General features: G+C 46.2%; 10 protein-coding genes. 5 read left to right on the top strand and 5 right to left on the bottom strand.

The genetic code is table 11. The features are described 5' to 3' along the window. Window positions 1-9 precede the first annotated feature (9 nt). Together QUA58_RS23570 and QUA58_RS23575 are read right to left on the bottom strand one after the other, a co-directional pair. Window positions 10-2307, bottom strand: a complete 2298-nt coding sequence (locus tag QUA58_RS23570) for a hypothetical protein (RefSeq protein ID WP_333252281.1) — start codon at window positions 2305-2307, stop codon at window positions 10-12. A gap of 187 nt (window positions 2308-2494) precedes the next feature. After that, the gene (locus tag QUA58_RS23575) at window positions 2495-4282 is read right to left on the bottom strand and encodes a peptidoglycan DD-metalloendopeptidase family protein (protein ID WP_333252280.1); all 1788 of its coding nucleotides are present in this window, start codon (window positions 4280-4282) and stop codon (window positions 2495-2497) included. A 140-nt stretch (window positions 4283-4422) separates the two neighbouring features. Here QUA58_RS23575 and QUA58_RS23580 point away from each other — a divergent pair, with 140 nt between their 5' ends. The 3 genes from QUA58_RS23580 to QUA58_RS23590 all read left to right on the top strand — a co-directional run bounded on the left by QUA58_RS23580 (window position 4423) and on the right by QUA58_RS23590 (window position 6575). After that, window positions 4423-4845: a hypothetical protein gene (locus tag QUA58_RS23580; RefSeq protein ID WP_333276599.1), complete on the top strand. Its 423-nt coding sequence runs from the start codon at window positions 4423-4425 to the stop codon at window positions 4843-4845. Further along, a complete protein-coding gene (gene pgeF / locus QUA58_RS23585) occupies window positions 4842-5720 on the top strand; it encodes a peptidoglycan editing factor PgeF (protein ID WP_333396279.1) in 879 nt (292 codons plus the stop codon). The genes QUA58_RS23580 and pgeF overlap by 4 nt, the downstream gene beginning before the upstream one ends. Window positions 5721-5963: 243 nt before the next feature. Continuing rightward, a complete protein-coding gene (locus tag QUA58_RS23590; RefSeq protein WP_333252278.1) occupies window positions 5964-6575 on the top strand; it encodes a CPP1-like family protein in 612 nt (203 codons plus the stop codon). 234 nt (window positions 6576-6809) lie between these two features. Here the strand turns inward: QUA58_RS23590 and QUA58_RS23595 are convergent, their stop codons facing one another. Continuing rightward, entirely contained in the window at window positions 6810-7493 is a 684-nt protein-coding gene (locus tag QUA58_RS23595; protein WP_333252277.1) for an HAD family hydrolase, read from the bottom strand. A 479-nt stretch (window positions 7494-7972) separates the two neighbouring features. Here QUA58_RS23595 and QUA58_RS23600 point away from each other — a divergent pair, with 479 nt between their 5' ends. Further along, complete coding sequence (locus QUA58_RS23600) at window positions 7973-10120, top strand: diguanylate cyclase domain-containing protein (RefSeq protein WP_333396281.1); 2148 nt, start codon at window positions 7973-7975, stop codon at window positions 10118-10120. Continuing rightward, window positions 10098-10634, top strand: a complete 537-nt coding sequence (locus QUA58_RS23605) for a GNAT family N-acetyltransferase (RefSeq protein WP_333396283.1) — start codon at window positions 10098-10100, stop codon at window positions 10632-10634. Before QUA58_RS23600 ends, QUA58_RS23605 begins: the two co-directional genes overlap by 23 nt. Before the next feature lie 20 nt (window positions 10635-10654). On the opposite strand, the gene hppD is transcribed toward QUA58_RS23605, so the two are convergent. Beyond that, the gene (hppD, locus tag QUA58_RS23610; protein ID WP_333396285.1) at window positions 10655-11716 is read right to left on the bottom strand and encodes a 4-hydroxyphenylpyruvate dioxygenase; all 1062 of its coding nucleotides are present in this window, start codon (window positions 11714-11716) and stop codon (window positions 10655-10657) included. 701 nt (window positions 11717-12417) lie between these two features. Further along, window positions 12418-13125 carry an SDR family NAD(P)-dependent oxidoreductase gene (locus tag QUA58_RS23615; RefSeq protein WP_333396287.1) on the bottom strand — a complete coding sequence of 236 codons (708 nt, stop codon included), beginning with the start codon at window positions 13123-13125 and terminating at the stop codon, window positions 12418-12420. Window positions 13126-13158 lie beyond the last annotated feature (33 nt).

The raw sequence follows: 13158 nt of genomic DNA on the forward strand, positions 1-13158 counted from the left end.
TGATATATTTTAATTTTTCAAGCGATATAAGACCGACTCAGTATTAAAATTTTTACCGAAAACTGGTTGCAGCGGGCCCTGGGCACTTGTCAGCCAAGATAAAGCTTTTCTGGTAGCTGCGTTTGTCTCAGTCAGCGGCCCGAATCCCACAGTCCTAATTTTATTTTGCCGCAGGTTGTCAATCCATGCCGAAAGTCGATCGGCTCTAAACGGCACATATAAAACTTGTCTGTCCAAATTTCTCCCGTAAAACAGGTAGCTGCGCGAACTTAAAAAGAAGCCTATTCTTTCATCTGGTACTGTATTTTTATCAATATACTCGTAAATACCACGATACAGCTCTGTGCGTGCAAAATCTCGCTTTTCCCTCCAATGACCAATTACTATCAATCCTATACACACACCAATTATTACTATATAAATTGATTTTCTTCGGGTGGGAAATAGATTATTCAGCCATCCGAAGCCAGGATTGATTTTCCACAATATCGCAGCCAGCGCTAGTGACACAAGATAAAATATCGTATAGGGTAATATATCTTGCCAAATGGGGCGTAATATTTTTACGATACTATTAATAGCTTCTACTGGATTAGACTTAAAATTGTCAATCAACAAACTCCCCCAAACAATGCTATCTCCGGTGAAAGAAGCATTTTTAATATAATCAAAAATTGTGTTGCTAGTAATTCCGAACAAACCACTAACCAACACCACTGCCAGAACAACTAGATTTGGAGTTTTCAAGAGAGTTGCTGTAGCTGCTGCGGCGATGGCGAGTACGCTTAAAAAGGGAAATCCGTATCTGAGGTTAAAACCGAGTATAGGGCTGAGTTGACCGATCGACTCTCCGGCCGTCCCGGAGGTGTAAGGTGTAATAAAATAGAGAATTCCGGTGCTGGCGAGAACTACGGTTAAGATGATATTATTTTGATTGATTATTCTAGTTTTATGTTTGATCAAGGCTAGAGGTGCTGCTAAGACCTGAAGTGCGATCGCCAGAAAGGGCAGTTGCAATCTAATGATAATTTGTAAGCCGACAGTTTGCCAGTGGGAAATATTGCTGGGATTAAATTGAGCTGCTAAAGTGCTTTGCCAAGCATTGAAAGACGGCGAAGCGGGCGGCTGCTGTACCGGAGGTGTTGGCCCAGGTACGGGAGACGGTAAGGAAAAAGGCTGTAAGGGAATTTTAAGAACGCCGACTTCGCCGACAGGATAATTGATTTGCAGCAAGTTTCTCGTATACCAAAAACCTCCTAAAAGCAAGCAACAAGCTATGCCGCACAGTAACACTGGTTTGAGAAAATGGCGAATTGTAAAATTAGCTGGTGTGGAATTTTTATTAACCGCAAATCTTTTACTTTCTAATATTGCTAATCCTCCTAAAAGTGAGGCTGCATATACTATCCCAGTGATTTTTATTCCGGCTAGCATTCCTGCGGCTGCCAAAAAGAGGGATAGTTCGGATTGCGAGCGGCTGCTATGATAAGATAAACCTAAATACAAACCCGCTGTAAATATTGCAGCTAGCGGTAAATCTGGGTGAATAGTGTTAACTTGGTTGAGCACCATCGGTACTGTCAATACTAAAGATGCTGCTGCCATACCGTGAATTCGGGTGGCTCCAAATTTTACGCTCAATAGATAAACGGCAATTCCCTCAAGTACCCACGCAATTAGCAGGGGAAAAGCTGTGAGAAAATCTTCTCGGAAGGGGAGCAAACACAAAGCAGACAAAACGTGCCAATTGTAGGGATATACTCGTGCTTGCTCGTGATCGAAAATCCAATTTCCGGCGGCATCTAATAATGTCAATGAATTGGTTTGATCCCATCGGGCGATCGCAGGCAGGTGAAACCACAATGAGTCATAATTGGTTGTGGGTTTGCTTGCTAGAGTTTCCAACAGCAAAACTCCTGCAACAGCGGTAGCAACAATAATTAGGGATTCTGATTTACCCAAAGGTTGCTTGAGTTGGGGAATCTGCCACTGCGAGAAGGTAAAAGTTTTGTGGTTTTTTGTATAAATCAGGATGAAACCGATCGCACAAATCAGAATTTCTACTATAATGACCGCAGAAATATTTAGTCGCTCGGCACTTCCTAAAATCAAGCCGATACAAACTTGTACAATGCTCCATCCCGTCAGGAGTACGAGGAGAAAATGGGGAAATGAATAGTTCTTGTTTTCGTTCTGATTCTCGAAGGCCAGAGACAAGCTTAAGGGAATCGGGCAGACTACAATAATCAGAAATAAAATTAATTCCCACAAATGCTGCGCTATTAGCATAAGCTGCAAGTTACCCATTTTTATTGGTTTTTCTTGGTTTTGAGTTTTTTTTTGGTAAAGAGAAATCCATCGGATCTGATATCAACACATCTTGCACCATGCTCAGCCACAGGCTAGGAGTGCCGATTTTACAAAACATCAATTTTCTTGCGGGGTGGGCGAATAGCCCGCCCCTAAAAAAATTAATGTATCCAAGCCGCCATTTTTACCTGTTAGCTTGCTTCTGAGGTTTGGGTTTGACTGCTTCAGTATCTTTGGGCTTCTTAGAAGTGTCAGCTTTTAACAGTTCCGGGAATGGCGGCTGGAGGTTGTGAACTTCGATGTCCATTCCCAGCGGCAGAGGTGGAAGCAGGGGCAGATCGTTTTCCAAATCCTTGAGTCCGTTAGCGGTTTGTATTTCCACCATTTTCGGCATTTGCGGTACTTTGGCGGTTTCCAAAGTGCCGATCATTCTTCCCAGAGCGAATTCTAGCTGAGAACCCGGGTCGATCGCCACCCAACCCTGGTCAGTCATTTGCCGAACCTCGAAGTGAAGGTGAGGCCCTGTAGACATTCCCGTACTCCCGACGCGGCCGATAGTATCTCCCTGTTTCACCACCTCTCCTGGTTTCACAAACAGTTCCGAAAGGTGAGCGTAGAGAGTTTCCTGAGACTGTTTGTTGTGGTTGAGAACCACCGTCAAACCGTAGCCACCCAACCAATCGGCGATCGCCACTTGACCCGCATAGGCTGCCAGGACGGGTGTTCCCATCGGGGCCCCCAAGTCAGTTCCGGTGTGAAACCTGCCGTAGCCCATAACCGGATGAGTCCGCCACCCAAACGGCGAAGTAATTGCCGAAGCAATAGATAGCGGAAACAGCAAGCTTTTGTTGCCATTTCCGGGGAGGCCTGGGGGACGCGGCGTGAGATTGTAGTAAGCAAAACCGGTATTGCTGCCGCTGCTGACACTAACGGCACCGACTTGAACCGGCCCGAGTCCCATGCTGGGCGCTGGAGGGCCGCCACCGTAAGATGCAGATCCGGCATAATACCCAGCGTCTGCGGAGTATCCAGTGTCTGCGGAGTAGCCGACGTTAGCCGAGTATCCAGTGTCTGCGGAGTATCCTGCGTCTGCGGAGTATCCTGCGTCTGCGGAGTAGCGCGGGGGTACGTAAGCAGATTCCGGTTGGTTTGAACCCCTCCAAACCTGGCTGCCTATTTGTTGAACGGCTTGACCGAGTTTACTGACAGGATTTCCGCTACTATTTCCGGCCACAGTTTCCCGAACATTGCCCGGAATGCTTTCTGGCAGATTTCGAGGAGGAGGGGCTGCAATATAGCCGTCGTCTGCGATCGGAGTTTCCTGTCTGTAGTTGGGTTCTCCTGCATCTGCCGTCACTGGCTCGGAAACAGCAGGAGGCGCACAACCGCCAACTCCTTCGCAGCCGGTTGATCGTTCTGCAAACTCTATTCTGGTTGGCGCTGCGTACTCTTCGTACTCGCTGGTAGCGCCAATGCTGTAGTCTGTTTGGTCGATTTCAGCGTGGGCTGGGTTAACTGGCGCTTCAAAAGGCGGCTCCTGGGCCGTCGCTTCTGGTAGGGGAATCAGCGCGGGCTCCGGCAGATAATATTGGGTGGGAGGTGGTTCGCTGGCGTACTCCGGCTCCCAGGCAGGTTCAGGATCGAAAGGCTCGGAGGGCGGAACTTCTGCCTGCGGTTCAGGGTAGGGTTCTGGTTCCACTTGGCTGAATTCGGGTTCCGGGGGCGGGAGAGGAGCTTCAAATAATGGTTGGAGCTCTGCTGCGCCGGGGACGGCTTGTTCTGCTGGCGGAGTTTCGGCTTGAGCCCAAACTAAGCCTTTGCTGAGTAGTCCCAGACTGGCAAGGCAACCCAGTCCCACCAGCAGTGAGCGATCGGACAAAAGGCGCGATCGAGTCCGAGCGCCTGTAGGGTTCTTTTTTTGCTGTTTGGTGTTCAAATGGGCTGTTATTTGCTTGTCTGGAACTGGTTTCACGATTTTTTTTCCCAACTCAACAGGGGGGACAAGGATCTCGAAGTCAGGATCGAATGTATGGCAATCCTTGTATTTATATACAGGCCTAACTGATTTTACCGGGCTTGAGGCAATTTTTTTTGCACATAGAACAAGCTCAAATGCCTTACGCATTCACTCGCGAGCGAGAGCCGGGTTTTGTTGATCCCGATTGCACTTGCTTAGGAACCTGTGACGGCCACACTGATGATAGCGCTTTGGCGTTCGTCTATGTTAATTTGTTGCCTATATTTATCGGGTCATGCAAAATTTCGGCGCAGTCGGTCGTCCTGAGATATTGCACCATTCTCAATAATCTTTTCAGGGCGGGCAGGATGCCCACCCCACAAGAAAATCTACTCTTTGCGGAACAGGCATCTTGCCTGTTCTTGAGAATGCTGCAAGATGTGAGTTGTCCTAAAACCGCCTCCTTCATCGCGATTTTTTCCTTAAAGCTGGCGCTGCCTTTAAACTTCGCGGACAAAATTGTTGATTGTTTAGAATACAAGCTAAATGATTCGCTTGGGGATGGATGGGTTTCATGACTGTAGCTGGCGATCGCTTGACAAATTTTCCTGACTCTGAGTGCGCCGGACAACCTGACGGTATCAGTTGGGACTGGCAGAGCTGGCAAGGCTTGCCTTATCTGACTTGTAGCTTGCTTTCTCGCTGGTCTCACGGCTTTTTTACGCGCGATTTCTCGCCGCAGGGGCCGATCGATCTGACGGAAGTTCTCGAACCTGGAGCTAAGGTTTACCGACTCCAACAGGTACACGGCAATGCGGTACTCAAAACCACTGAGTTGTCCCCGGTTGTGGCTCAGAACCCGGAAACCGCTGCCCCAAGCTATGCTGAGGCTGATGGCTTGGTGGCCGAGCGAGCATTGGAGGCGCTGTGGGTTTGCTCCGCTGACTGCGTGCCGGTGCTGATTGCTGACGATCGCACGGGACTGGTTGCCGCAGTTCACGCGGGTTGGCGCGGGACTGCTGCTAAGATATTACCAGAGGCGATCGCTCAACTTGTGGCACAAGGCAGTAAATTAGAAAATCTGAAGATTGCTATGGGGCCGGCGATCGCTGGAGAGGTTTACCAGGTATCTGTGGAAGTAGCAGCGGAACTGGGAGCCACCATTGCTCCTAAGAGTGCCGTTAGTGCGACAGCCGACGGCATCTGCGAGTTTTTGCACCAACTGCCGGAAACGCCTGTCTTGGCCGATCCAGAACCGGGAAAGGTACGCTTGGATGTTCGCCTCTGCAATGCTCTGCAATTGCAGCAGTTGGGAATCGATGTTTCTCAAGTGGCGATCGCTCCTTTCTGTACTTATTCTGACTCGGCTCGCTTTTTTTCGTACCGCCGCGATCGACTTAAAAAAGTCCAGTGGTCGGGAATTGTGAGCGCCTGCGGGACAAGTCCCTTCTGAGGGCATTTGGCAGAAGGTAAAATTTTAGACGGCCAAGATAAAAATAACAATCTTTGGATTCATTATTTTTTATTTACGAATGCCAAATGCCTTCTAGTTTCTATTTTCGTAAGGTTTGCTGGTTCCTGTTTTAAAGCACCAAAAACTAGCAGCAAAACTTTTGGGAAAGCGGCAGAGCCCCCGCCCCGCTTTCCTCTCTTGTTAAGATTGCTCTATAACGAGAGTCTTCAGCGGGTTATTACCATGAGTGAGCCAACTCCCTATCAACTGCTTGAAGTCGATGAAGATGCTTCCTTTGATGAAGTGCAAGAGGCCCGCACGCGCCTAGGTGAGCAGTACAGCGGTGACAAGAAACGTTTGGAATTGATCGAAGCAGCTTACGACGCGATCCTCATGGATCGCCTGCGGCAGCGACAGGAAGGTAAAATTAAAGTGCCCGAACGCATCCGCTTTCCTGAGCGGCTGACTCCCGCACCCGCAAGCTTTACTCCCTCTCCTCCTAGTGGCAGCCCTGCTTGGTTGAAGCGGCTAATCGATACTCCTAGTCGATCGGACATTTTGTGGCCGGCTGGGGTGTATGTGGGGTTAGGCGGACTGAGTATTTATCCGGCGGCTAATGATGGTTTACTACAGTTGACTCTGGCTCTTGGGGTCGGCTGTTGTCTTTATTTTGTTAATCGCAAGGAACAAAAATTTGGTCGGGCAGTGCTGCTGACTGTGGCTGGCTTGGTTATAGGTTTGTTGCTGGGAGGCTTTTTGGGTTCTTTGGTCAGTCCGGCATTTATAACAACAGAGAAATTTATCGCTTTGTTTACGTTTTTAATTCTGTGGCTGGTCAGCGGTTTTCTGCGATAGTCAGTTGACAGTTGACAGTTGACAGTTGTCAGTTGTCAGTTGTCAACAGTCATCAATCATTAGTCAAGCATCAACAGTCATTAGTTATTGGTAATTGTTGAGTGGTAATTAGTAATTGGTAACAATTAACTAACTACTAACACCTAAAACCTACGAACCAACCAATAACAATTAACCAATAACAATAATTAACCACTGCCAACTGTCAACTGTCAACTGTCAACTGACAACTGACTACTGACTATCTAAGATAATCTCAACTGCTTCGCTCAAATTGTTAGCAATTAAATCCGGTTGGTGCATTTCTAGTTGGGTGCGATCGCGAATTCCGCACAAAACACCAATTACCTTGACACCGTGCGTTTTTGCGGCTATAATATCCGCCTCCGTATCCCCAACCATCCAAAGGTCAGAAGCCGGCGGTAGTTCGGCAAGAGCTTTTGCCATCAACAGGGGCTTATCTTTGACATCCCCGGTTTTAACGTAATCGTTGGGGAGGCAATAGCGGCGGTTTTCTGGGAAAAAGTGCCCTAAATTGCAGCGGTTGAAGGCTTCATCTAGTTCCCTAACGCGGCGCATGGTCATCACCGCTAAGTCTACTCCAGCGCGCTGCACCTTTTCGAGAGTTTCCAGGGCGGTGGGAACTGGTTGATCATAAATCATGTAGGGTAGGGTGTGGACGGTTTGACGGCGTTTCTGGGCAAAATCGCGGGCTTGGGCAGCGTCTAATCCTGAGAGGATGCCAATTTCTGTTTCGGGAACCCGCGCGCGCTTCATGTCCCAAAACTCGGCTTTGGGGAGTTCGCGCACTTCTTGGCCCGAACGCTTAGTCTCGGCGAGACAATACTGGTAAACTCGGTAGTAGCGATCGGACACGTCCATGATCGGGCCGTCAAAGTCGGTAATAAGTCTCAGCATTTAGCAGAGTATTTTTAAGCTTTTATACAAATCCTTCGATACTATATCATTTAAAGGTAACACTTTCTTTACAGAAATTGACACAAATACCTAGGGGAGGTAAGGTCTATAGGAATGGTGCTAATTAAAGCAAACATTTGAATTAAACTGTGCTGTTCCTCAACTTTAGCGGTTGTAAGCCATATCGGGTAATTTAAAATTAAAATGTGTCGCACAAATAGTGTAAACCGCTACATATTGTTCACAAATCTCAACCTCAATCGAGGCTGATTGTGGCTGTGCTTTATCAAAAAAAGTTGGTCAAATTAATATTTGGTCTCATTTTTGAAATCAGCAAAAAAACTGCTTGGAGAATTTAAAGTGTACTGTTTGCATAAATTAGCCAGCGCTAACAGGTGATGACATCCGCCAGTATAAAAATTTTCATGATAAATCGCAGCCAAACAACAACTAACTTTACAGGCTAACCTTTGAGAGAGATGCTCTACAATAACGAGATGCTTCCCACATTTACTGTAGAGAGCAGCCCCAGAAGTATTAATATTCTTCTTTATAAGCTGTTATCCTTACGCAGGATTGAATACCTCACAGTCGATCGGGAACTTAAGATTAAAGAAATATCTTTGAAAGTGCAAGATTTTGCCTACATTCATGAGGAAGTAGGCGAAGGGAAAGACGTGCGCGATAGTTTTCCCGAACTAATCGGAATTGAAGGACTCCTTGAAGATATTATTGAAGAACGACAGCAAGATTGTCAGTTAAAATCAATTAGCCGAGTTCTCAAAGACGGCTCTTATTTGTATCTAAATTTGTACATTTTTGGTTATAAGGGACAAGCCAATGCTGACAGATTGATTATTTTATGCGAAGATGTGACAGATAGCATGGGATCTCAGCCAACCATCGTTCAGGCTGCCAAAAAAACAAGTATTAAAGGCGATAACTTAGCTGCGGCTGGCGATTATATTGACAAAATTATTAATTCCCTAGGGGATGTTTTGTTCGTAACAGGAACATCGGGGCAAATCAAAAAAGTGAATCAAGCTGCACAGCAATTATTTGGATATACCGAATCGGAATTAATCGGCAAATCCATATCCATGATTACGGCTGAGGAGGAATTGTTACGCAAAGTCAGCCAGCTACCTCCTGCACTTAAAAGCGAATATTGGCCTCAAGTAAAAGTAGCTTGCCAAACGAAAATAGGTTTAAAGCTGATTGTTGCGTTTTCATGCTCTAATTTTGAGACAAGCACAGGAAGCCCGGATGCAGATAGGGAGGTTATACAAGATTTTGTTTATATCGGCAAAGACATTACCAAGCAACAACGCATAAAAAAGTGTCAAGAAGCACAGTATGCTGTTACTCATATCCTGTCAGAATCAACTTCTCTAGATAACGCAACTCCGAAAATTTTGCAAGCTATTTGCCAAAGTTTTGGGTGGGATTTTGGCGAACTTTGGACGCCTGCAGAGGCGGAGAAAGAAACTAGATTGGGTGAGGAAATAAAATCTGAAAAAGATCCGCTTTGGTGTCTGCCGCTTTGCTGTCCAATCGAGGAAAGTCCTTGTTGGCGGCGGGTTGTAGTTTGGCAGGCAGCGGAGGAAGTTAGGGAGTTTGCCGAAAACGATCAGCAGATTACTTTCGCTGCGGGTGAGGGTTTGCCGGGAGCGGTTTCCCGAAGCGGTTGTACGCAGTGGATTACTGATCTTGTGGGCGATCGCAATTTCGTGCGATCGCGCTTGGCCGAGGAAGCGGGACTGCGCTCGGGATTCGGTTTCCCCATTCACGCTAAAAGCCAAGTTGTAGGAGTAATGACTTTTTTTTGCCGGGAAGAACTGCCACCGGATCAAGATTTACTTCAGATCATAGCTGTGGTAAGTTCTCAATTAGGGGAATTTGTCAAGCGCAAATATGCAGAGAAAGAATTGCAAGAAGCTGAAGCTTCAATCCGATTTTTGTACGAACAAGAAAAACGGCAAAGTGAAGAATTAGCTCGGCAAAATTTAGCTTTAGAACAAGCCAAATTAGAATTAGAAGCAGCTAACAAGGAATTGCAGCGGCTCGCTTCGGTGGATGGATTGACTCAAATTCCGAACCGCCGCTGTTTTGACAAAAAACTGGAGTTAGAATGGCAGTTGATGGAGCGAGAAAAAGAGTCGCTGTCTTTAATTTTGTGCGATATCGATTTTTTCAAACTTTTCAACGATCATTACGGGCATCAAGGAGGCGACGAATGTTTAAAACAAGTAGCCCAGATTTTAGCTAGCAACGCTCAGCGGGCAGGAGATTTAGCCGCCCGCTACGGCGGCGAAGAATTTGCGGTAATTTTGTCGCGAACTGATGTGCAAGGAGCAATGCGGGTAGCTGAATCAATTCGCAGCGATTTGAAAGCTGCCGCAATTTTTCATGCTGCTTCCAAGGTAAGTAAGTTTATAACTCTCAGTATGGGAATCGCTACTACTGTACCTGCTGCTGGTTTATCGATTGAGGAGTTAATTGGACAGGCCGATAGATCACTATATCGAGCTAAACTAGAAGGGCGCGATCGTATAGTTGGCCTAGACTTTAAAATAGAATTTCAGGGCCCGAAAGGAGTATTTTATGATGATTGTGAGAGAAGCTAAAATCGCTAACGCATCTGCAATCGCACGGGTTAATCTAGATACTTGGCGGACAGCTTACCGAAAAATTGTACCGATAGATTACCTCGCGCAACTGTCCTATGAAAAAGCTGAAAGCCGTTGGCAAGAAATCCTGGCAAACGTCAAAAATACAGGGGTTTTTGTATGCGTTGCTGAGAATGAATCGGGAGAAATTGTGGGTTTTGCTGCCGGTGGTGGCGAGCGCACTGGCAAATATATATATCAAGGAGAATTATTTGCCATCTATATTTTGGAGGAATATCAGCGTCAAGGAATCGGACGGCAACTCGTGAGAACAGTTGCCACAAAATTGGCAGAATTAAGTTTGAACTCGATGCTAGTTTGGGTACTGGGAGACAATTCAGCCTATAGGTTTTATGAATTCTTAGGAGGTGAAAAAGTTGACGAAAAACAAACAAGTAGAGCAGGAGTTGCACTCAAAGAAATTGCCTACGGTTGGAAAGATATCGCAGTGCTGATTAACCCGCCGGTATGACCGAAAAAGTGGAATTTTTGTCAATCATCTCTCAAACTTCCCCTCTTCATTTGTTCCCGTTCAATTGCCTCAAACAAAGCTCGAAAATTCCCCGCCCCAAAACCTCCAGCTTGCACCTGTTTGCCGTTAACTAAACTAACTCGGCGCTCAATCATCTCGAAAAAGAAAGTCGGTTCTGCAAAAATTGGCTGGGTAAAGATTTGCAGCAGCATCGCTGCGGGAGTATCTTCTTGCCAATCTGCCAAAATTTCAGAAGCTGCAATTGCTTGCCAATCTGCGGGCAAATAGTTTTGCCGCTGCTGCAATTCGGAGTAGTATGTTGGAGGAACCGGCAGAAAAGGCAAACCGCACGATCGCAAATCGGTAACAACCCCTACAATATCAGCAGTTTGCAAAGCCATGTGCTGAATTCCCGGCCCCCGATTTGCGCTCAAAAACTCTTGAATTTGAGAATTAGCTGATGCCGGTTCATTAATCGGGAATTGCACCCCGCCTTCAGCGTGCACCATAACTTGACTGCGTAAAGCCGACTTCTCAGTCTGAATATCAAAATTTTGCTGCGGCGCAAAACCTAATACTTTTTGATACCAACTAACAGCACTTGACAAATCGCCCACTTCAACATTTAACACCACATGATCGATCTTCGTGAACAAGGGAAGTTCAGCAGAATTTGGTAGCAGTGGATTCTCACCAATTCCCTCGATTAGCGTATGGCTCAAATCTCCCCAGCCAGCAATTTTTGCCCACTTAAAACAGCCTCTTTGGTTGAGACCTTCTTCAATCGGTTGGAGAACTTTAGCGCCCTCAGCGGCCGCTCTAGCTAGTGTTACTTCAATATTTTTCACCCTAAAACCGACATCGGCAATACCAGGAGGATGCAATTTCAACCAACTAGCGACGGGACTAGCGGATGTCAAGGGGGAAGACAAAACAAAACAGATATTACCACTATTCACAACTTCAGTATGAGTGTGGCTGCTTGGATACTGTGCTGTTGCTCGAAAGCCTAATTTGCTGACAAACCAGTCCCGCGATGCTACTGCATCTTCAGTATAGAATTGAATGCGATCGAATTCCATAATCAATAGTTGAAAATGGAAAGTGAATAATGGAAAATCGGCTGATTTTCAGTAGAAAACTGCAATATAGGGACAGAGGAAGGGATATTTTTCATTTTTTTCTCGTGCGCGCAATTAATAATAACCTCAAGATTGAATATTATAACTCCCTCTCAAGGTATAAATACATCGGCACTTAAAAAAAATCGGAAGCATCTCAGTTTTGCATTTAAGTGCTGTCCCCGCTCGCGAGCTGTCGCAAACTCGCGAGCGGGGACGCTCGCACTGTAAAAAAATGCTTTTTTGCAAAACTGAGATGCTCCCAAAAACTCGGTGTCTGGGGTAACTTGAGTTTGGCTGCGATGCCTTCGCTAAGTAGATTTTAGATGTTAGATTTTAGATGTTAGATTCTTCGACTTCGCCGGCGTACAAGTTTTAGATTTTAGCTTTACTGCACAGATGAATCTGGAAGATTGAAATTTTGTCTAAAATGTTGGAAGAATTTATGAATTAAAGCTGGGCTTGTACCTATTTTGAGATGGATAAATCGGTGAAATAAGAACACCATACTTATTGCAAAAATCCGAAAATACCCTGAAACCATCTGCGTCCATCGGTGTTGCATCTGCCCGATATCTGCGGTTGCTCTATGACTCGAAGATTATTGCAAGAGGTCTACCATACACACTGAATAGGTGCGCCGAGGCGCACTCTACAAACTATTAGAAGAACAAATGACTTTCCGGCTGAATATTAATCTCCAGCGGCACAGCTTGCGGGTCAGACGAAATAGCAAACATAATCGCATTTGCAGCGGTTTCGGTACTCAGCATTTTTGAACGGTCTACTTTCAAACTCACATTATCCCAAAACGGAGAATCCACCCCGCCAAAATAGAATAGCGTAAACTTAACACCGTAGCGACGCAACTCATCTGCCATGCACTTGCTGAAGCCAACTACTCCAAACTTGGAAGCGCAATAAGCAGTTCCCATCGCCATCGAATGCTTGCCCAAAATCCCGATGACATTGCAGATGTGGCCGGATTTCCGCTCTTTCATCACATTCGCGGCGGCTTGAGATGTGTAAAAACTGCCTTTCAAGTTCAAGTCAAGCATTGCATCTAAATCAGCGGGTTCTAACTTGTTCCACTGCTTGAGAATTCCGGCACCAGCGGCGTTTATGAGGGCATCAATTTGTCCGAAATGTTCGACAGTTTTTTGCATCAGCGTCTCGACTTGTGCCAAATCGGTGATGTCTGTAGGTACGCACAGTACCTCTGTTGTCGAAAGTTCGCTTGCTAAAGTGTTTAACTTACTGCTGTCTCTGGCGGCGAGCACTAGCCTCGCACCCGCATCTGCGAGTTTGCGGGCCACTGCTGAACCGACGCCGCCAGTCGCACCCACCACAACCACAACTTTGTCCTGCATATCCCTTTACATTTCTTTACGTCCAGATTGTAT

Source organism: Microcoleus sp. N9_A1, from assembly GCF_036701795.1.
In the GTDB taxonomy this organism is placed as follows: Bacteria; Cyanobacteriota; Cyanobacteriia; order Cyanobacteriales; family Microcoleaceae; genus Microcoleus.

Bases quoted from the DNA above. Each gene is read 5' to 3' on its own strand.
- pgeF (WP_333396279.1), top strand. From the start codon at position 4,842: ATGACTGTAGCTGGCGATCGCTTGACAAATTTTCCTGACTCTGAGTGC.
- QUA58_RS23600 (WP_333396281.1), top strand. From the start codon at position 7,973: ATGCTCTACAATAACGAGATGCTTCCCACATTTACTGTAGAGAGCAGC.
- QUA58_RS23615 (WP_333396287.1), bottom strand. From the start codon at position 13,125: ATGCAGGACAAAGTTGTGGTTGTGGTGGGTGCGACTGGCGGCGTCGGT.
- QUA58_RS23595 (WP_333252277.1), bottom strand. From the start codon at position 7,493: ATGCTGAGACTTATTACCGACTTTGACGGCCCGATCATGGACGTGTCC.
- hppD (WP_333396285.1), bottom strand. From the start codon at position 11,716: ATGGAATTCGATCGCATTCAATTCTATACTGAAGATGCAGTAGCATCG.
- QUA58_RS23570 (WP_333252281.1), bottom strand. From the start codon at position 2,307: ATGGGTAACTTGCAGCTTATGCTAATAGCGCAGCATTTGTGGGAATTA.
- QUA58_RS23590 (WP_333252278.1), top strand. From the start codon at position 5,964: ATGAGTGAGCCAACTCCCTATCAACTGCTTGAAGTCGATGAAGATGCT.
- QUA58_RS23605 (WP_333396283.1), top strand. From the start codon at position 10,098: ATGATGATTGTGAGAGAAGCTAAAATCGCTAACGCATCTGCAATCGCA.
- QUA58_RS23580 (WP_333276599.1), top strand. From the start codon at position 4,423: ATGCCTTACGCATTCACTCGCGAGCGAGAGCCGGGTTTTGTTGATCCC.